At 68.2% G+C, this 17,341-nt stretch carries 19 protein-coding genes; 10 read left to right on the top strand and 9 right to left on the bottom strand.

Features of this window, described 5'->3' with window-relative positions:
- The 5 genes from ABOZ73_RS11735 to ABOZ73_RS11715 all read right to left on the bottom strand — a co-directional run bounded on the left by ABOZ73_RS11735 (nt 1) and on the right by ABOZ73_RS11715 (nt 4,292).
- Nucleotides 1–747 (bottom strand): creatininase family protein, encoded by a 747-nt coding sequence (locus tag ABOZ73_RS11735; RefSeq protein ID WP_369058332.1) that lies wholly within the window; start codon nt 745–747, stop codon nt 1–3.
- Between the two features lie 435 nt (nt 748–1,182).
- Nucleotides 1,183–1,725, bottom strand: coding sequence for an SRPBCC domain-containing protein (locus tag ABOZ73_RS11730; protein WP_369058331.1), 543 nt, complete (start codon nt 1,723–1,725; stop codon nt 1,183–1,185).
- A gap of 54 nt (nt 1,726–1,779) precedes the next feature.
- A complete protein-coding gene (locus ABOZ73_RS11725) occupies nt 1,780–3,303 on the bottom strand; it encodes a hypothetical protein (protein ID WP_369058330.1) in 1,524 nt (507 codons plus the stop codon).
- 90 nt (nt 3,304–3,393) lie between these two features.
- Nucleotides 3,394–3,816, bottom strand: coding sequence for a PaaI family thioesterase (locus tag ABOZ73_RS11720; protein WP_369058329.1), 423 nt, complete (start codon nt 3,814–3,816; stop codon nt 3,394–3,396).
- Nucleotides 3,813–4,292 carry a PaaI family thioesterase gene (locus ABOZ73_RS11715; protein WP_369058328.1) on the bottom strand — a complete coding sequence of 160 codons (480 nt, stop codon included), beginning with the start codon at nt 4,290–4,292 and terminating at the stop codon, nt 3,813–3,815. Before ABOZ73_RS11715 ends, ABOZ73_RS11720 begins: the two co-directional genes overlap by 4 nt.
- Before the next feature lie 29 nt (nt 4,293–4,321).
- Here ABOZ73_RS11715 and ABOZ73_RS11710 point away from each other — a divergent pair, with 29 nt between their 5' ends.
- Nucleotides 4,322–5,347, top strand: a complete 1,026-nt coding sequence (locus ABOZ73_RS11710) for a ligase-associated DNA damage response exonuclease (protein WP_369062530.1) — start codon at nt 4,322–4,324, stop codon at nt 5,345–5,347.
- 55 nt (nt 5,348–5,402) lie between these two features.
- Nucleotides 5,403–6,608, top strand: a complete 1,206-nt coding sequence (locus tag ABOZ73_RS11705; protein WP_369058327.1) for a DUF1624 domain-containing protein — start codon at nt 5,403–5,405, stop codon at nt 6,606–6,608.
- Between the two features lie 9 nt (nt 6,609–6,617).
- On the opposite strand, the gene ABOZ73_RS11700 is transcribed toward ABOZ73_RS11705, so the two are convergent.
- Nucleotides 6,618–7,040: a PaaI family thioesterase gene (locus ABOZ73_RS11700; protein ID WP_369058326.1), complete on the bottom strand. Its 423-nt coding sequence runs from the start codon at nt 7,038–7,040 to the stop codon at nt 6,618–6,620.
- 90 nt (nt 7,041–7,130) lie between these two features.
- Here ABOZ73_RS11700 and ABOZ73_RS11695 point away from each other — a divergent pair, with 90 nt between their 5' ends.
- The 3 genes from ABOZ73_RS11695 to ABOZ73_RS11685 are packed head-to-tail and all read left to right on the top strand — an operon-like array spanning nt 7,131 to nt 9,449.
- A complete protein-coding gene (locus ABOZ73_RS11695; RefSeq protein ID WP_369058325.1) occupies nt 7,131–7,568 on the top strand; it encodes an acetyltransferase in 438 nt (145 codons plus the stop codon).
- Between the two features lie 35 nt (nt 7,569–7,603).
- A complete protein-coding gene (locus ABOZ73_RS11690; protein WP_369058324.1) occupies nt 7,604–7,807 on the top strand; it encodes a hypothetical protein in 204 nt (67 codons plus the stop codon).
- 22 nt (nt 7,808–7,829) lie between these two features.
- Complete coding sequence (locus ABOZ73_RS11685) at nt 7,830–9,449, top strand: cisplatin damage response ATP-dependent DNA ligase (protein ID WP_369058323.1); 1,620 nt, start codon at nt 7,830–7,832, stop codon at nt 9,447–9,449.
- Here ABOZ73_RS11685 and ABOZ73_RS11680 read toward each other — a convergent pair.
- Entirely contained in the window at nt 9,446–10,609 is a 1,164-nt protein-coding gene (locus ABOZ73_RS11680; RefSeq protein WP_369058322.1) for a DegT/DnrJ/EryC1/StrS family aminotransferase, read from the bottom strand. The two genes, ABOZ73_RS11685 and ABOZ73_RS11680, sit on opposite strands and share 4 nt — an antisense overlap.
- 151 nt (nt 10,610–10,760) lie before the next feature.
- Here ABOZ73_RS11680 and ABOZ73_RS11675 point away from each other — a divergent pair, with 151 nt between their 5' ends.
- The 4 genes from ABOZ73_RS11675 (at nt 10,761) to ABOZ73_RS11660 (ending at nt 13,942) form a co-directional block, all read left to right on the top strand.
- Entirely contained in the window at nt 10,761–11,384 is a 624-nt protein-coding gene (locus ABOZ73_RS11675; protein ID WP_369058321.1) for a DUF3667 domain-containing protein, read from the top strand.
- On the top strand, nt 11,348–11,884 hold the full coding sequence (locus ABOZ73_RS11670) for a hypothetical protein (RefSeq protein WP_369058320.1): 537 nt from the start codon (nt 11,348–11,350) through the stop codon (nt 11,882–11,884). The genes ABOZ73_RS11675 and ABOZ73_RS11670 overlap by 37 nt, the downstream gene beginning before the upstream one ends.
- A gap of 81 nt (nt 11,885–11,965) precedes the next feature.
- Nucleotides 11,966–13,627: an FAD-dependent oxidoreductase gene (locus ABOZ73_RS11665; RefSeq protein ID WP_369058319.1), complete on the top strand. Its 1,662-nt coding sequence runs from the start codon at nt 11,966–11,968 to the stop codon at nt 13,625–13,627.
- Nucleotides 13,628–13,642: 15 nt separating this feature from the next.
- Entirely contained in the window at nt 13,643–13,942 is a 300-nt protein-coding gene (locus tag ABOZ73_RS11660; RefSeq protein WP_369058318.1) for a UBP-type zinc finger domain-containing protein, read from the top strand.
- A gap of 1 nt (nt 13,943) precedes the next feature.
- On the opposite strand, the gene ABOZ73_RS11655 is transcribed toward ABOZ73_RS11660, so the two are convergent.
- Nucleotides 13,944–15,107: a patatin-like phospholipase family protein gene (locus tag ABOZ73_RS11655; RefSeq protein ID WP_369062529.1), complete on the bottom strand. Its 1,164-nt coding sequence runs from the start codon at nt 15,105–15,107 to the stop codon at nt 13,944–13,946.
- Between the two features lie 158 nt (nt 15,108–15,265).
- Between ABOZ73_RS11655 and ABOZ73_RS11650 the strand changes: the two genes are divergently transcribed.
- A complete protein-coding gene (locus tag ABOZ73_RS11650; protein ID WP_369058317.1) occupies nt 15,266–16,234 on the top strand; it encodes a mechanosensitive ion channel family protein in 969 nt (322 codons plus the stop codon).
- Here the strand turns inward: ABOZ73_RS11650 and ABOZ73_RS11645 are convergent.
- Nucleotides 16,164–17,339 carry a PLP-dependent aspartate aminotransferase family protein gene (locus tag ABOZ73_RS11645; RefSeq protein ID WP_369058316.1) on the bottom strand — a complete coding sequence of 392 codons (1,176 nt, stop codon included), beginning with the start codon at nt 17,337–17,339 and terminating at the stop codon, nt 16,164–16,166. The two genes, ABOZ73_RS11650 and ABOZ73_RS11645, sit on opposite strands and share 71 nt — an antisense overlap.
- Nucleotides 17,340–17,341 lie beyond the last annotated feature (2 nt).

Here is a 17,341-nt window from a genome sequence, read left to right as displayed (position 1 = left end):
CTAGGGCGCGACCTCGGCCGAGAATTCCGCTAGGTCGGCGATCAGGCCCTTGGCCGACAGGGCGACCAGCTCGCCGCCCTTTTCCGGCGTGGCGAGCGCGGGGTCGGAGCCCATCCGGCCGTCCTTGTAGCGGGCGCGGAAATCCAGCGCCTCGCGGATCGGCCCGGTGGAAGCGATCTTCGGTTCATAGTCGGCGGTCTTGATGGCGTTGGGGTAGGCCCACTGGGTGACCGCAATCTCCGACGGGGTGGCGTGGCTGCCATGGCCGGTGGGGAACTGGCGGTTGGCCAGGGCGTGGACGCCGGGCAGGTCCCACCAGTTCTTCAGCTTGCAGGCGAAGCCGGCGTTGCGGCCGGTATAGCTGTAGTCGGCGTAGATCTCTGAAAACGCCGCCTCGATAGTGGCGACATTGCCGCCGTGGCCGTTCAGGAAATAGATCCGCTCGAAGCCGTGCCCGGCGAGGGAGCGCACCCAGTCGCCGATGGCGGCCATGAAGGTGCTGGGCCGAAGGGAGATGGTGCCAGGAAAGGCTAGGTGATGCTGGGCCATGCCGATGTTGAAGGTCGGGGCCACCAGGATGTCGGCGGTCTTCTGCGCCTCATTGGCGATGATTTCGGGACACATCCAGTCCGTGCCGAGAAGGCCGGTGGGGCCGTGCTGCTCGTTGGAGCCGATCGGGACGACGACGGACTTGGACCGCGTCAGGAAAGCCTCGATCTCGGGCCAGGTGGACTGGGAAAGCAACATGCCGCGCGCCTTGTTCATCGAAGCCGTATCCGGCGCGGTCGTAGCCCCTAACGGCGGGGGCGAAAAGGGGGCTTGGTCGCCCCCTCGGCGGGGTCTTACAGCGCCGCCTGCACGAACATGGCGATCGGCAGAACCGCCAGGGCGAGGCTGGCGAGAAGCGCGGTGTTGTTCACGGATGCGAACATCGTCGTATTCCTTGGATGAGTTCGTGAAGCCTTAGAGAGCTTGCACGAAGATGAAGAGGGGAAGCACGGCCAGGGCGAGCGTGGCGAGCAGGGCGGTGTTGTTCACTTGGGCGGCCATTTGTGTATTCCTTCAGTCTTGGTTGGCGGCGCCGCTGCGCCGGTGACTGAGTGAATAGGCCGCACCCCGGGCGAAGTCCCGTTAAGGCTGCGTCATGACCTCGATTTAAGAAAGTGACTGCTTTGTAAGGGTTTAGCGCGCCTTGGCGGGCTCGGCCGATCCCGTCTCCGCATAGCGCCCGAGACGCCCGAACTGCTCGGCCAGAACGCCGTCCACGGCGGGGGCCAGTTTGTCGAGACCGCCCGGCATGTACCCGCCCACGGTATAGGCCCAACTCAGCTTCGTGCCCTGGCCCGACGGCTCCAGGGTGATCGTCATGCCGCCGCCGGCGCCCAGGGTCTGGAACGGCCCGAGCGAACCCCACAGGCGCAGCTCCTCGCCCGGCTTCACATAGCTGACCAACATGTGCACGGCGCCGTCCTGCGGCGCGACCTCGCAGAAGCAGCCGCCCGGTCTCAGGTCCAACGTCAGGTTCGAGGCTTCGCCGAACCAGCTGTGATCGCCGTTCCACCACTGCCCGGGCTTGGACAGGGCGGCCCAGACCTTGTCCCGGGGCGCGGCGACCTGGGCGCTGGCGGCGACCTTGAAGCCGTTCGGCTGGGCGTCGACCACCGCGGCGTGAGCGCCGGCGGCGAGGCTGGCCGAAACGACCAGGGCAAGGATCACGGTCTTCATGGCGTCCCCATGATGGTGAGGGACGAGGACGCACAGCGCCCTCGCCCGTTCCCGTCAGATCTTGTCCGGATAGATTGGCGCGATGTCGACGGGAATGTCGCCCAGGCCGCCGACCACCTTGCGGGCGTTCTCGTCCAGCTTGGCGTGCTGGTCGAAGAAGGCCGCCATGCCGCCGCGGTCGCCGGTGGCCTGCAGCCGAACCAGATCGGCGGTCAGGTCGCGGATCGCCGTCTCCATCTTCACCTCGTCCACCCGGAAGCGGCCGGCGGCGGCGTCCCAGACCAGGGCGCCCTTGGCCTTCATGTAGCCGAACTGCAGGGCGGCTCCACGGCCGTGGGCCTCCTCCGCCCCGAAGCGAACGGCGCGGAAGATCCCGGCAGCGTAGGTGTTCAGAAGCTGGCGCTTCTCGGCGGCCGGCAGCTCGTTCTTCTGCATCATGAACAGCAGGTTCCAGGCGCCCATGACGTCGGCCTTGGCCTCCTCGCTGGCCGAGTAGATGTCGGTCAGCTCGGCGTTCACGGTGGTCTTGCGGCCGTTCACGGTGATGGAGCCTGGGCCGAGGCTGTGGGCCAGCTCGTGGAACAGCGTCTCCAGGGTCATGTACTTTTTGGTCACCAGGCTGGCCTGGTCAGTCACGAGGATACGGCTGGCCATGGGGGCGAGGATGCGGTCGTACTTGGCGCCCAGGACGTTCGACAGGATGACCTTCTTGGCGCCCTTGGCCTCGCGCACCCGCTCGTCATTGGGCAGGTTGAAGGCGATGGTCTGCGGGCCGTGCAGATTATCGCCGCCGCCGCGCACTTGCTCGGCCACGGCGATGGGCGAGTCTCCGCCGCGCTTGAAGTTCTTGTAGACGTCAGGGACCGGGAGGTTGGCCTCCATGGCCGGCAGATAGGCCTTGTACTTGTCGAGGGCCGAGCTTTGCGCCGGGTCCTTGAGGGTGACGAAGGCCTCGAAGGCGGTCTTCGCGCCCATGATCTCGTCGGTGTAGACCTCGTACGGGCCGATCGCGACCTCAATCGGGGTGTCCTTCAGGTCCATCCAGGCCATCTCGGACTCGAAGTAGTCGTTGGTGCGGAAGGACGTCGCGCGCAGCGTCAGGAACTTCTTGAGGCTGGAATTGGTGGTGACGCCGGCCGCCTGCTCCAGCAGGGCGGCGGCCTTCTCCAGCTCGGCCTTGTACTCCACCGAATAGGGGACGGTCGTCAGCCGGTCGCCCTCGCGCTTCACCACGGTGTAGCCGTCGGTCAGGGCGGCCCTCTGGTCCGGGTGGGCGGCGAGATAGGCCTCGAACTCGGCCTTGGTCATGCCGGCCGGATAGAAGCCGTGACCCGGCCCATCGCCCGCCGACTGGCGCGCATAGATGGTGGTCATGACGTCGGCGGCCTGGATCAGCAGGTTCACCACCTGACGCTCCTCGGCGTTCAGGAAGGCGGTGTTCACCTCCATCCGGATCGAGGCGAACTGCGTGGCCGCGGGCTGGGACGCGGCGGTGGGCGGGGCTTCGGCCTTGCGGTCGCAGGCGGCGAGGCCGCCGGCCAGAACGAACAGGGGCGCGAGAGCGATCAATTTACGCATGGCGTTTCCGTCTCCTAGTTGAGACGGATGTGGCGACCGTTCCGTGGCGGTTGCAAGGCGCTTCGTGCGGCGTAGCCGCAGGATGTGCGGCTACTCCTCCACCTCGGGCTGGACCAGGAAGTGACCGCGCAGGGCCGCGATGGGCGCCGAACGCTGCTCCTGCCAGGCTTCCACGTGCACGTTGGCGATGCGGCGGCCGACCTTGTTGAGCTTGGCCCGGGCGTAGGTGGTCAGGGGGCGACCCGAGCGCAGGTACTCGATCGACACGTCGATGGTCTTGGGCTGGCTCACCAGTGGCTGGGCCACCATCAGCTGAGCGATGGCGGTGACCTCCATCATCGCGCCCAGCACACCGCCATGCAGGGCGGGCAGCATGGGGTTGCCGATCAGATGCGGCGAGGCCGGCATGATGACGGTCATCTCGTCGCCCGCCAGCTCGGCGCGCAGGCCCAGGAACTTCACATAGGGGATACGGCCGAGCACGGCGGCCAGGCGGTCGCTTTCCTCGGTCATTGGGCGCCCCGCGGAGGCTTGAGGTTGGCGCCCGCCTTTCGGCCCGCGCTGGAGTCCAGCATGAAGGCGGCCTGGGCGGCGGCCACGGGGTCGTCCGGATCGTCGTCATAGGCCACGGCCCGCACGAAGGCGACCGAGCGGGTCAGCTTGTAGCAATGGGCGCGGGCCAGGACGGCCTTTCCCGCCACGGCGGGGCGCATGTAGTCGATGCGCAGGTCCAGGGTGGCGATGGAAGTCCAGGTCGCCATGGCCGCGTGAACCGCCTGGCCGCAGGCGTGGTCCAGCAGGGTGGTGACCACGCCGCCGGCGATGACGCCCGTCTCCGGGTCGCCGACCAGCTCCTCGCGATAGGGGGCCTTCAGCACCGCGCCGCTGGGATTGATGGACAGGGTCTCAAGGCCGAGGGCCGCCGCCTGGGGGCTGCCCTTGTTCATGCCGAGAGCCAGATTTCGGAACCGTTCGAGGTCGTCGCTCATACTAGGCTTATAGCGCCCAAGGGGTTCATATCCAGACCGTGCTGAAACCCGAGAGCCTTCTCTGTCCCAAGCCCGACGGGCTGTACTGCCCGCCCGGCGATTTCTACATCGACCCCGTGCGGCCGGTGGACCGCGCGGTGATCACCCATGGCCATGCGGATCACGCCCGTTCCGGACACAACGTCGTGGCCGCGACGCCGCAGACCCTGGCCATCATGGGCGAGCGGTACGGCCGGGATTTCGCCCAGACCGTCGAGCCCATCGCCTACGGCCAGACCATCACCCGCAACGGGGTGGAGATCACCCTGATCCCGGCCGGCCACGTCCTGGGTTCGGCCCAGGCGGTGATCCGCTGGAAGGGGCTGACCATGGTGGTCAGCGGCGACTACAAGCGCCGCCGCGACCCCACCTGCGCCGCGTTCGAGCCGGTGCCCTGCGACGTGTTCATCAGCGAGGCCACCTTCGGCCTGCCGATCTTCCGCCACCCGCCCGATAGCGAAGAGATCGCCAAGCTGCTGAAATCGGTCAAGCAGTTTCCGGAACGGGCCCATCTGGTCGGGGCCTACGCCCTGGGCAAGGCGCAACGGATCATCGCCCTGCTGCGCGAGGCGGGCTGGGACCGGACCATCTATATCCATGGGGCGCTGGAGCGGCTGTGCGCCCTGTACCAGGCGCAGGGCGTGGACCTCGGCTCCCTCGCCCCCGCCACGACCGACGCCGCCAAGGGTGACTTCGCGGGCCAGATCATCATCGCCCCGCCCTCGACCCTGCAGGATCGCTGGTCGCGGCGCTTTCCCGATCCGGTGGCGGCCTTCGCCTCGGGCTGGATGCGGGTGCGGGCCCGAGCGCGCCAGCGAGGCGTGGAGCTGCCGATCATCCTGTCCGATCACGCCGACTGGGACGAGCTGACCGCCACCATCAGCGAGCTTTCCCCCGGCGAGGTGTGGATCACCCACGGGCGCGAGGAGGCCTTGCTGCGCTGGTGCGAGCTTCAGGGGATCAAGGCCCGCGCCCTGGCCCTGGTCGGCTATGAAGATGACGAGGACGACGGCTAGCCGAACCGCGTTCCGTCTGCGCAAAGTGCGCGCGCCATAGGCTGGGGAGCGCGCCATGACTTCGACCACCGCCGAGCGGACGGATCCGCTGACCGAGCCGGCCCTGACCCGGTCGGGCGCGGCGCGGCTGGACGTTATCGACCTGCTGCGCGGGCTGGTGATCATCCTGATGGTGCTGGATCACGCGCGCGACTACTTCCACGCCCAGGCCTTCATCTACGACCCGGTCGATCCGGTGAAGTCGAACCTGGCGGTGTTCGGCACGCGATGGATCACCCACCTGTGCGCCCCGACCTTCGTCCTGCTGTCCGGCGTCTCGGCCTATCTGCAGCGCGTCAACGGCAAGCGCCCGGCGACCCTGTCGCGGTTCCTGCTGACCCGCGGTCTGTGGCTGGTCTTCCTGGAGGTGGCGGTCGTCAGCCTGGGCTTTAATTTCGGCCCCGTGCTGTTCATGCAGGTGATCTGGGCCATCGGGGCCAGCATGGTGCTGCTGGCGGCCCTGACCTGGGCGCCGCCGCTGGCGGTGGGGGCGCTGGGCGCGGCGATCATCATCGGCCATCCGGCCCTCGCGGGGATCGACGCGGCGGACCTGGGCCAATGGGGCCTGCTGTGGGGCTTCATGATGGAGCTGACCCTGATCCCGAACCTGGGCTTCGTGGCCTATCCCTTGCTGCCCTGGGCTGGGGTGATGTTCCTGGGCTACGGCCTGGGCGGGCTGTTCCTGAAGCCGACTGATGAGCGGCGGCGGACCACCCTGTTCCTGGCGCTGGGCATGCTGGCGGCTTTCGTCCTGCTGCGCGCGCCGAACCTTTATGGCGACCCCGCCCCGTGGTCAGGCCAGGCCGATGCGGCGCGGACGGCCATGTCGTTCCTGAACGTCACCAAGTACCCGCCGTCCCTGCTCTATGTGCTGGCGACCCTGGGCGTGTCGCTGCTGCTGTCCCTGGCGCTGGAGCGGCTGAAGGGCTTTCCGGCCAAGGTGCTGCTGGCCTTCGGGCGGACCCCGCTGTTCACCTATGTGCTGCACCTCTACATCCTGCATCTGAGCGCGCTCGCCATCGCCGCCGCCATGGGTTTCGACCCGATGATCATGGTCAACTTCGTCGTCGATCCCAGCCGGGCTGTGAAGGCGGGATGGGGCTTCAGCCTGGCCGGCGCCTATGTCGCCTGGGCCCTGACCCTCGCCGCGCTCTATCCCCTGTCGGCCTGGTTCGCGGGGGTGAAACGGCGGCGTCGCGACTGGTGGCTGTCCTACCTCTAGGCGGCGCCTCTAGGCCGACAGGACCTTAAAGCTAGCGCGGGCGCGGGCGATCGGCGCCCCGTCCGCCGTCACCCCCGCCTCGGCGAAGCACAGGGTCTTGCCCGGCTTCACGAAATGGGTGTCGAACACCAGCCACTGGCCCGGCTTGGCCATGCCCAGATAGTCGACGTTCAGAGACACGGTGAGGAGACCGCCGGCCGGCGTCCCCTGCGCCGTCAGCACTTGGCCGCAGGACAGGCCCATGGCGTTGTCGACCAGGGCCGCGATCAGGCCGCCGTGCAGCATGCCGCGGGAGTTGGCGTGCGGCGCCCGCACCTCCAGCCCGATCAGGACGCGGTCCTCCAGCGTCCGTGCGTAAAGCGGCTCCCACGGATCGGTCAGGGGACTCTTGCGGGTATGTGGCGTGAAGCCGTCGGGCGGGCTGAAAGTCATGACGATCTCCTTCGCGCACAAATAAAACACTTGTTTGAATTTTGGTCCATTGCCTTCCACCCTTCAGGCTTGGCGGTTAAAAACGCGGCCATGATCACCATCCGCCTCAGCCGGCCCGACGACGCCGACCGCCTGTTCCAGATCTGGCGCAGCGCCGTGGAGGCGACGCACGACTTCCTCAAGCCGGAGGACCTGGAGTTCATCAGCACCCAGGTTCGCGAGGCCTATCTGCCGGAGGCGTCGCTGCATCTGGCAGTGGATCGGGACGACCGGCCCCTGGGCTTCATGGGACTGGACGGCGACATGATCGACACCCTGTTCGTGGACCCCGGCCATCATGGGCGGGGGGTCGGGCGACTGCTGATCGGCATGGCCCGCGCACGCGGCGCGCCGCTGAGGGTGGACGTCAACGAGCAGAACACGCGTGCCATCGGCTTCTACGAGAAGCTGGGCTTTCGTCAGACCGGCCGCTCGCCGGTGGACAGCGCGGGCATGCCCTATCCCCTGCTGCACCTGAGCGAAGCCTGACGGAACCGGCCTGACACGCCGGCGGTTCTCGTCCCATGGACCAGGACCCCAAGACTCCGCCGCAAACTTTCCACCGCGAAGGCGGCGTGACGCAGCCCGCGCCCAAGCCCGCGCCCAAGCCCGCGGAAGAGACCGGCATGCTCGGCGAAGCAGCCAAGAACGGCGAGGCCGGCGCCAGCGTCGAGAGCGACGGCGACCGTGCCGACGACAAGGACGGCGGCATGCTGGGCCAAGGCTAGTGTCCGGCGCTATCGTCGTCCCATGCGCGCCTTCGCCCACCTGCTGGACCGGCTGTCCCTGACCAGTTCGCGGAACGCCAAGCTGGTGCTGGTGCGCGACCACCTGGCCAACGTTCCCGATCCTGACCGAGGCTGGGCCCTGGCGGCCCTGACCGGGGAGCTGAGCTTCAACGCCGCCAAGCCGGCCTTCATCCGCAAGGCGGTGGAAGCGCGGATCGACCCGACTCTGTTCGGCTGGTCCTACGATTTCGTGGGCGATCTGGCCGAGACCGTGTCGCTGGTCTGGCCGGCCGAGCCCGGCGCCAATCGCGAACCGGAACTGTCGGAGGTGATCGACACCCTGCGATCCGCCAGCCGCGCGGAAGTGCAAACCCTGATCGAACGATGGCTGGACGCCCTCGATCCCGATGGCCGCTGGGCGTTGCTGAAGCTCGTCACCGGCGGCCTTCGCGTCGGCCTGTCCGCCCGCCTGGCCAAGCAGGCCTGCGCCGATCTCGCCGCTCTGCACGGACAGACCGTGACCGTCGCCGAGATCGAGGAGCTGTGGCACGCGGTCACCCCGCCCTATGCCGACCTGTTCGCTTGGCTGGAGGGCCGGGCCGACAAGCCGGACGCCGACCATCCCGGCCGCTTCCGCCCGGTGATGCTGGCCCAGGCTATCGACGAGGCCGTGGACTTTCCCAAGCTCGACCCCGCCGACTACGCCGCCGAGTGGAAGTGGGACGGCATCCGCGTCCAGGCGGTCAGCGAGCGTAGCGTGCGGCGGCTCTACACCCGCACGGGCGACGACGTGTCGGCGAGCTTCCCCGACGTGGTGGCGGCGCTGGATTTCGAAGGCGCCCTGGACGGTGAGCTGCTGGTCCTGCGCGACGGGGCGCTGGGGGCGTTCAACGACCTGCAGCAACGACTGGGCCGCAAGACGGCGGACGCCAAGCTGCTGGCCGCCCATCCCGCCGGCATCCGCGCCTATGACCTGCTGCTGGACGGCGAGGAGGACCTGCGCGCCCTGCCCTTCGCCCAGCGGCGCGAGCGGCTGGAGGCGTTCGTCGCCCGCATCGGCAATCCGCGCATCGACCTGTCGCCGCTGCAGCCGTTCGAGACCTGGGAAGGCCTCGCCGCCCTGCGGGCCGAACCGCCGGAGGGCGACGCGCGGCTGTCGGAAGGCCTGATGCTGAAACGCTGGGACAGCGCCTATGAGGCCGGCCGCCCCAAGGGGCCCTGGTTCAAGTGGAAGCGCGACCCGCACCTGATCGACGCGGTGCTGATGTACGCCCAGCGCGGACACGGCAAGCGGTCGAGCTTCTACTCAGACTACACCTTCGGCGTCTGGCGCGAGGATGCTGACGGCGAGCGCTCGTTGACCCCCGTGGGCAAGGCCTATTTCGGCTTCACCGACGAGGAGCTGAAGCTGCTCGACAAGTTCGTGCGCGACAACACCACCGACCGCTTCGGCCCGGTCCGAGCGGTGAAGGCGGGGGTCGATTTCGGCCTGGTGCTGGAGGTGGCGTTCGAGGGGCTGCAACGCTCGAGCCGCCACAAGAGCGGGGTGGCCATGCGCTTTCCCCGCATCAGCCGCATCCGCTGGGACAAGCCCGCCCGCGAGGCGGACGAGCTCGTCACCCTGGAGCGGATGCTGGACTAGCCGTTGAAGGCGCGGATGGCGACGATGACACGGGCCTGGACCGCTTCGTCCATATAGGGGTGCATCGGCAGGGCCAGGACGGTCCCGGCCTTGGCCTCCGTCACCGGCAGACCGCCTTCGCCCTGCGGGAAATGGGCGTAGGGCTCCTGCTGATGCATGGGCACGGGGTAGTAGACGGCGGTCGGCACGCCTTGCGTCTTCAGGTGGGCGGCGAGGCCGTCGCGGTTCTCGTGCTCGATGACGTACTGGGCCCAAACCGACTGGCCGCCGGCGATCACCTTCGGTGTCGCCAGAACGGCGCCCTTCAGCCCCTCGGCATAGCGATCGGCCACGGCCTGACGCATGGCGATCTCCTCGTCGAAGATCGCCAGCTTCTCGATCAGGATCGCCGCCTGCAGGGTGTCGAGGCGTGAGTTCATGCCGATGCGGGCGTTGAGGTACTTGGGCTCGTGTTCGAAGACGCGGCCGTTCAGGTCGGCGGCCACCGCCTTGCCGTGGATGCGGAAGCTGTCCATCAGGTCCCACAGGGCCTGGTCGTTGGTCAGGACCGCGCCGCCATCGCCGTAGCAACCCAGCGGCTTGGCCGGGAAGAAGCTGGTGGTCGCCACATCGGCCCAGTGCAGCGGATGCTTGCCGTCCAGGGTGCAGCCGAAGCCCTGGGCGCTGTCGGCGATCAGCTTAAGCCCCTCACGGTCGCAGATGGCGCGCAGAGCCCGATAGTCGGCGGGCTGGCCGAACAGGTCGACGGCGATCACCGCCGCGGGCTTCAGCTCGCCCTTGGCCTTCACCGCCGCGATGGCGGCTTCCAGCTTGGCGGGGTCGAGGTTGAAGGTGTCGGGCAGGATGTCGACGAAGACCGGCGTGGCGTTGGTCCACGGCACGACCTCGGCGGTCGCCGTGAAGGTGAAGGACGGGCAGAACACCGCATCGCCCGCGCCGATCCCCCAGGCCATCAGCGGCAGGGCGATCGCGTCGGTGCCGTTGGCGCAGGACAGGGCCAGCTTGGCCTGACCATAGGCCGCCAGCTTGGCCTCGAACTCCCGGACCTCGGGGCCCATGACGTAGCCGCCATGATCGAGGACGCGCGCCATGGCGGCGTCGAGGCGGTCACGGATGCGCCGCTGCTGGGCGGCCAGGTCGATGAAGGGAATCATGCTCATGGGCCGGCCTCTTAAGGCGCTCCGGCGGCGCTTTCGAGACAAACCCTGTAACCGACTGTTGCGACGGCGCTTACACCCGGGGCTCAAGACCCGCGTTGGCCGAACGCCGCGAACGGCGCTAAAGGTTTTCTGTGGGCGATAGGGGATGGTCATGGATATCGACGCGGCGGGCGTAGGCGCCACGCATGGACTGATCGGGCGCGCGGTGGAGCGGCCTGAAGGTTCGGCCGGCGAGCATCACGGCATTTGCGCCGACTGCGGCGCGCAGACCACCGGCAAGTTCTGCTCCAACTGCGGCCAGCCGACCCATGTGCACCGCTCCTTGCTGCACCTGGGCGAAGAGATCCTGCACGGGGTCATGCACTTCGACAGCCGCATCTGGCGCACCCTGCCGCTGCTGTTCATCAACCCTGGCCGCCTGACCCGCGAGTGGGTGGAGGGCAAGCGCTCGCGCTATGTCTCGCCTCTGGGCATGTACCTGTTCACCGTCTTCGTAGTGTTTATGCTGCTGAGCTTCGCTCCGGCGGCGCGTAACGAAGGCCAGTCGGCGGCGCCCCCGCCGCCGCCGCCGCCAAGCCGGAGGTCAGCGGCACCACACTCTTCCGCGCCGCCAACGAAGTCACTCAGGCGGAGGTCGCCAAGGAGAACCTGCCCGCCAGCGCCACCGCCGGGCAGCGTCAAGCCGCCGACGCCCGCATCGCGGCGGCGCGCAAGGCGCTCGATGAAGCCAACGAAGCGATGTCCAACAACCCTACGCCGCCTGACGTCGGCGTGATCACCGCCGACTGGTCCAAACAGGTCCAGTCCATGGCGGCCAAGGGCGAGCTGAAGGCCAACACCGGCGACAAGGCCCTGGACAAGAAGCTCAACAAGAAGCTGCAGAACCCGGAGCTGGCGCTCTACAAGATCCAGCAGACCTTCTACAAATTCAGCTTCCTGCTGATCCCGATCTCCATCCCGTTCGTGGCCCTGCTTTTCGTCTGGAAGCGGCAGTTCACCCTCTATGACCACGGGGTGTTCGTCCTCTACTCCCTAACCTTCATCGCCATTCTGTTCCTGCTGGGCGCCGCGGCCATGTGGGCGGGGGCGGGACTGAGCCTGGTGAGCCTGGGGATCATGCTGGCGATTCCGGTCCACATGTTCGCGCAGCTGAAGGGCGCCTACAGCCTGAGCGTCTTCTCGGCGAGTTGGCGGCTGCTCCTGCTGCTGATGTTCTGCGCGGTGACCCTGTCGCTGTTCCTGACGGCGATCGTCATGCTGGGCCTGACGGGCTAGGTCGCGCTTCCGTCACAAGTCCAGGGGTGACTCTCGGCCGTCGCCGGCGCAACGTCGCGGGCGGCAAGACGGGGGCGCCTCATGGCTGTGATCGACGAGCGATACGACCAGATGTTCCCGGTGCTCGACGCCGGACAGATGGCTATCGCGCAGGGCTTCGCCAGCGGGGAGCCCCGGCGGTTCGCGCCGGACGAGGTGATCTTCGAGATCGGCGAGCATCACGTCCCCATGTGGCTGATCCTGGAGGGCGAGATCGTCGTGGTCCGCCGCGACGGCCTGGGTCATGAGCAGGCCATCACCACGCAGCAGGCCGGCCAGTTTACCGGCGAGGTCAGCCAGCTGGCCGGGCGCGGCTCCCTGGCCCAGGGCAAGGCCGGGATGAACGGCTGCACGGCCGTGCCGCTCGACGCGCCGCATCTGCGGGCGCTGGTGATCGGATCGGCCGAGGTCGGCGATATGATCATGCGGGCCCTCATCCTGCGCCGGGTCGGGCTGATCGAGGGCGGCGGCTCCGGTTCGATCCTGGTGGGCCAGGAGGGCGATCACGACCTGACCCGGCTGCAGGGCTTCCTGACCCGCAACGGCTATCCCAACACTCTGATCGACGCCGACAACGACGCCGAGGGCCGCGCCATCATCCAGCGGCTGGGCGTAGCGGCGGACGACCTGCCGCTGATGATCTGTCCCAACGGCACGGTGCTTCGCAGGCCCAGCGACGCGGAGGCGGCGATATGCCTCGGCATGACGCCGGACCTCGATCCCGACAAGCTGTACGACGTGGCCATCGTCGGCGCGGGTCCCGCCGGCCTGGCCGCCGCCGTCTATGCCGCTTCGGAGGGGCTGTCGGTCCTGGTGCTGGACCAGCGGGCAATCGGCGGGCAGGCCGGCGCATCGGCGCGGATCGAGAACTATCTGGGTTTCCCCACAGGCATCTCCGGCCAGGCTCTGGCCGGACGCGCCTACAACCAAGCTCTGAAGTTCGGCGTCGAGCTGGCCATTCCCCTGGAGGTCTCGCGCCTCAAGTGCCCGGACGAGGATGAGGCCTTCGGCTCGCCCCAGCAGCTGGAGCTGACCAACGGCGTCGTGGTGCAGGCCAGGACCGTGGTGATCGCGTCGGGGGCCCGCTACCGTCGACCGCAGATCGACAACCTGGCGCCGTTCGAGGGCGGGGGGGTCTCGTACTGGGCCTCGCCCGTCGAGGCGCGCTTGTGCGCGGGCGAGGAAGTCGCCCTGGTGGGCGGCGGCAATTCGGCCGGTCAGGCCGCCGTCTATCTGGCGCCGAAGGTGCGCCATCTGCACCTGATCATCCGGGGCAAGGGTCTGGAGGCGTCCATGTCGCGCTACCTGATCGACCGCATCGCGGCCCTGCCGAATGTGCAACTACATACTTACACCGAGGTCACGGGCCTTGAAGGCGACTGCGACACGGGACTGGTCGCCGCCAATCTGCGCAACATCCGCTCCGGCGAGGAACACCGCTGCGACCTGCGCCATCTGTTCCTGTTCGTCGGCGCCGACCCGAACGCCGGCTGGCTGGAGGGCTGCGTGGCCTTTGACGACAAGGGCTTCATCATCACCCGCTCGTCGACCGCGTCGCTGCAGACCGACCGCGCCGGCGTCTTCGCCATCGGCGACGTGCGGGCCGGCTCGACCAAGCGCGTGGCCGCCGCCGTCGGCGAGGGCGCGGCGGTGGTCGCCCAGATCCATCAGTATCTCGCCGCGCTCGACGAGCCCGGCGCTTAGATCCAAGGAGCGCTCATGACCTGCGGACATCTGGCGAGCGTCAAAACGGTCATGCCCAGCGCCCGGGGCTGCGAGGAATGCCTGAAGTCCGGCTCCATGTGGGTGCATCTGCGACTGTGCCGGACCTGCGGTCATGTGGGCTGCTGCGACCAGTCGCCGAACCGCCACGCCACGGCGCACTTCCACGCCACGGGCCATCAGATCATCGAAGGCTATGACCCGCCTGAGGGCTGGGGCTGGTGCTATGTGGACGACGCCTTCATCGAGCTGCCGGACCAGACCCCGCAGCTGACGCCGATCCCGCGTTACGTCTGATCTAGACCGGCGCGGGCTTTCCCGGCCGGAACGAGCGGGTGAACATGCCGCTGAGGGTTTCGGGCTCCGGCGTCGCCGCCACCCAGGCCTTGCTGTCGATGACGCTCTCGACCGCGGCGTCGAACATCCGGCGCATGCTGTCGGTGTCGAACTTCACCATGCTGCCGTGATTGGGATCATAGGGGATCGAGGCGATCTCCAGCGGCACCCCCGCCCCGGCGCAGAAGGTCGCCGCCACGCTGATCGCCTGGCGGTACGAGAACCGCAGCATTGTGTCGAAGCTGCGCAGCAGGATCGACGGCAGGTTGGCCGGCGTGGTCCTTGGCGCGGGATCAAGCACCGTGTTGACGATCACCCGTACCCGGCCGCCCCGGAAGCGGCGGCTGATATTGCGATCCCGCAGCAGGGCTTCGGGCAGGATGAACAGCGGCGCGGCGACGCCGCCGTCCACGTGCATCTCCTCAAAATCCTCGCCGTCGGCGCAGCTGGCGATCATGCGAGGCGGGAAGAGCCCCGGCAGGCTGGCCGAAGCGGCCAGGATGTCGCGGAACAGCTTCAGAGCAACCGCGCTATCGCCCGGCCGGGCGTAGGAGGCGATGGCCCCCATGTCCCAGATGCAGGCCTGCTGACGGTCCAGGTCCGTGGTGGCGACGAACAGCCGCCGCCCCTCCGAGTGAGCGCGAGCCACCGCCAGCAGCAGGTCCTCGTCCACGAACGGGGCGATCAGCGAGTCCAGGGCGTCGGCCCGCAGCAGGCCGCCCAGGCCGGGCAAGGCCTTGCGGCTCAGCAGCCGCGCGGCGTGGCCGCCGGTATAGGCTTCGGTCAGGCGCTCGTCCCACGCCGAGCCTAGGAAGGCGAAGGGCGCGATCAGGGCGCCGGTCGATACGCCGGTGACGATGGCGAAGTCAGGCCGCCGGCCAGCGCGCGAGAGACCTACCAGAATGCCAGCGCCGAAAGCCCCGCCTGCCGCGCCGCCGGAGACGGCCAGGATGTCGAAGGGCGCGCGCGACCACAGCGAACGCGGAGCCGCGATGCGGTCGGCGGTCTCGGCCAAGGCGTCCTGGGCTTCGGTGATCGTCAGGCGCACGCCCTGGAAGCCGCGCGGCTCGGCGGCGGCCGGGCTGTGCGGCAAGCGACGGCGGCGGCGGGAGTCCAGCGGGGGCATGTCTGACATGGGTGTGAACTTATCCTCGACGACGCGATCGCGCTTGTTCCTAACACTCAAGTCGTTCCGGCGGTGAAAAGCTCCACTTTGGCGACGGATCGGAACCTCGACCGACAGGAGCCGTTGACGAGCCGGGGCGTAGCTTTCATTCCAAAGACATGCAGACAAACGCACCGAAGGAAGTCGAACAGGCCGTTCGCAACCCGATCACCCTGGATGAGAACCTCGTCCGCAAGGCTGTCGACATGTTCGGCTCCTTCGCGGTCAACCTGCTCGTCGCGGTCATCATCCTGGCCGTCACCTTCTGGCTGGCCAAGACGTTTTCCGGCATCGTCCGCCGGGCCCTGACCCAGGTGCAGCGGCGCAATCCCGACCCGACCCTGGCCAGCTTCGGCGCCTCCCTAACACGCTATCTGATCATCTTCGTCGGCATCATCGCGGTGCTGCAGCAGCTAGGCGTTCAGACCACCTCGATCCTGGCGGTCCTGGGCGCGGCGTCCCTGGCCGTGGGCCTGGCGCTGCAGGGCACGCTGTCGAACGTGGCGGCGGGGGTGATGCTGCTGATCTTCCGCCCCTATCGCGTGGGCGACACCATCGAGACCTCCACCCGCAAGGGCGTGGTGAAGTCCCTGGACCTGTTCGTCACCGAACTGGCCACCGGCGACAACACCAAGGTCATCGTGCCCAACGGCAAGGTGTTCGGCGATGTGATCCTCAACTACACGCACTATCCGCGGCATCGTTCCGACGCGATCTGGAAAGTGCCCTACAGGACCGACATCCAGGCTATGCTGACGGCGCTGAATGCGCGCATCGCCTCTGATCCGCGTATCCGAAACAACCCCGCGCCCGTCGTCGAAATCATCTCGATGAGCGAAGCCTTCATCGAGGGCGCGGTGCGAGCCTGGACCGCGCGCGAAGACGAGGGGTCGGTGAAGTCGGACCTGCTGCTGGCGATCCGCATCCTGTCGGAGGATCCCCAGGCGCAGCTGCCGCCCCTGACCCCGCCGGCCCCGAAGCCGACGGCCGCTGAGCGCAGCCGCCGGCGCCACCACCTCAACCTTCGAGGGCTTGCGCGAGATCGGCTTTCAGGTCGTCGAGATCCTCGATCCCCACCGAAAGCCTGACCAGGCCGTCGGTGATGCCGAGCGCTTCCCGCTGTTCCGGCGGGATGGAGGCGTGGGTCATGATCGCCGGATGCTCGATCAGGCTTTCCACCCCGCCCAGGCTTTCGGCCAGGGTGAAGAGGCGGGTGCGCTCCAGCATGCGGCGGGCCGGCGCGAGGCCGCCCTTGATGTCCACCGAGATGATGCCGCCGAAGCCATGCATCATCTGGCGCTTGGCCAGCTCGTGCTGCGGGTGGGAGGCCAGGCCCGGATAGACGACGCGGGCGATGTCGGCGCGCGCCTCAAGCCACTGGGCGATCGCCAGGGCGTTGTCGCAGGCCCGCTGCATGCGCAGCGCCAGGGTCTTCACCCCGCGCAGGGCCAGGAAGCTGTCGAAGGGGCCGAGCACCCCGCCCACGGCGTTCTGCAGAAACTTCAGCTTGTCGGCGACCTCGGCGTTGTCGCCCACCACCGCTACCCCGGCGACCACGTCCGAGTGGCCGTTCAGGTACTTGGTGGCCGAGTGCATGACCACGTCGAAGCCCAATTCCAACGGACGCTGGACGTAAGGGCTGCAGAAGGTGTTGTCGGCGACGGTGATCAGGCCGTGCGTCTTGGCCAGGGCGGCTATGGCGGCGAGGTCCGCCAGGCGCAGCATCGGGTTGGTGGGCGTCTCCACCCAGATCATCTTCGTTTCGGGACGGATGGCCGCCTCGATGGCCGACAGGTCGGCCATGTCCACGAAGGTGAAGTCCAGGCCGGCCGAGCGCTTGCGCACCTTGTCGAACAGTCGGAACGAGCCGCCATAGAGATCGTCGCTGGCGATCACATGCGCGCCGCTGTCGAGGATCTCCAGGATCGTCGAAGCCGCCGCCAGGCCCGAGGCGAAGGCGAAACCCGCCACGCCGCTTTCCAGGTCCGCCACCGCGCGCTCGAAGGCGAAGCGGGTGGGGTTGTGGCTGCGGCTGTACTCGAAGCCCTTGTGCTCGCCAGGGCTGGTCTGGGCGTAGGTCGAGGTGGCGTAGATCGGCACCATCACCGCGCCCGTGAACGGGTCGTGGCTCTGGCCGCCGTGGATGGTGCGCGTGGCGAAGGCCAGGCGGTTCTTGCCTTTGTTGTCGCTCATGC

The sequence above is a fragment of the Caulobacter sp. 73W genome (assembly GCF_041021955.1).
Classification (GTDB): domain Bacteria; phylum Pseudomonadota; class Alphaproteobacteria; order Caulobacterales; family Caulobacteraceae; genus Caulobacter.
The sequence above is the reverse complement of the archived record's forward strand: the minus strand, read 5'-3'. Positions and strand labels throughout refer to the sequence as shown.

Coding starts and splice junctions, on each gene's coding strand:
- ABOZ73_RS11685 (WP_369058323.1), top strand. CDS start 7,830: ATGCGCGCCTTCGCCCACCTGCTGGACCGGCTGTCCCTGACCAGTTCG.
- ABOZ73_RS11730 (WP_369058331.1), bottom strand. CDS start 1,725: ATGAAGACCGTGATCCTTGCCCTGGTCGTTTCGGCCAGCCTCGCCGCC.
- ABOZ73_RS11700 (WP_369058326.1), bottom strand. CDS start 7,040: ATGACTTTCAGCCCGCCCGACGGCTTCACGCCACATACCCGCAAGAGT.
- ABOZ73_RS11670 (WP_369058320.1), top strand. CDS start 11,348: ATGTCCAACAACCCTACGCCGCCTGACGTCGGCGTGATCACCGCCGAC.
- ABOZ73_RS11725 (WP_369058330.1), bottom strand. CDS start 3,303: ATGCGTAAATTGATCGCTCTCGCGCCCCTGTTCGTTCTGGCCGGCGGC.
- ABOZ73_RS11645 (WP_369058316.1), bottom strand. CDS start 17,339: ATGAGCGACAACAAAGGCAAGAACCGCCTGGCCTTCGCCACGCGCACC.
- ABOZ73_RS11720 (WP_369058329.1), bottom strand. CDS start 3,816: ATGACCGAGGAAAGCGACCGCCTGGCCGCCGTGCTCGGCCGTATCCCC.
- ABOZ73_RS11705 (WP_369058327.1), top strand. CDS start 5,403: ATGACTTCGACCACCGCCGAGCGGACGGATCCGCTGACCGAGCCGGCC.
- ABOZ73_RS11690 (WP_369058324.1), top strand. CDS start 7,604: ATGGACCAGGACCCCAAGACTCCGCCGCAAACTTTCCACCGCGAAGGC.
- ABOZ73_RS11665 (WP_369058319.1), top strand. CDS start 11,966: ATGGCTGTGATCGACGAGCGATACGACCAGATGTTCCCGGTGCTCGAC.
- ABOZ73_RS11655 (WP_369062529.1), bottom strand. CDS start 15,107: ATGCCCCCGCTGGACTCCCGCCGCCGCCGTCGCTTGCCGCACAGCCCG.
- ABOZ73_RS11715 (WP_369058328.1), bottom strand. CDS start 4,292: ATGAGCGACGACCTCGAACGGTTCCGAAATCTGGCTCTCGGCATGAAC.
- ABOZ73_RS11735 (WP_369058332.1), bottom strand. CDS start 747: ATGTTGCTTTCCCAGTCCACCTGGCCCGAGATCGAGGCTTTCCTGACG.
- ABOZ73_RS11675 (WP_369058321.1), top strand. CDS start 10,761: ATGGATATCGACGCGGCGGGCGTAGGCGCCACGCATGGACTGATCGGG.
- ABOZ73_RS11660 (WP_369058318.1), top strand. CDS start 13,643: ATGACCTGCGGACATCTGGCGAGCGTCAAAACGGTCATGCCCAGCGCC.
- ABOZ73_RS11680 (WP_369058322.1), bottom strand. CDS start 10,609: ATGAGCATGATTCCCTTCATCGACCTGGCCGCCCAGCAGCGGCGCATC.
- ABOZ73_RS11650 (WP_369058317.1), top strand. CDS start 15,266: ATGCAGACAAACGCACCGAAGGAAGTCGAACAGGCCGTTCGCAACCCG.
- ABOZ73_RS11695 (WP_369058325.1), top strand. CDS start 7,131: ATGATCACCATCCGCCTCAGCCGGCCCGACGACGCCGACCGCCTGTTC.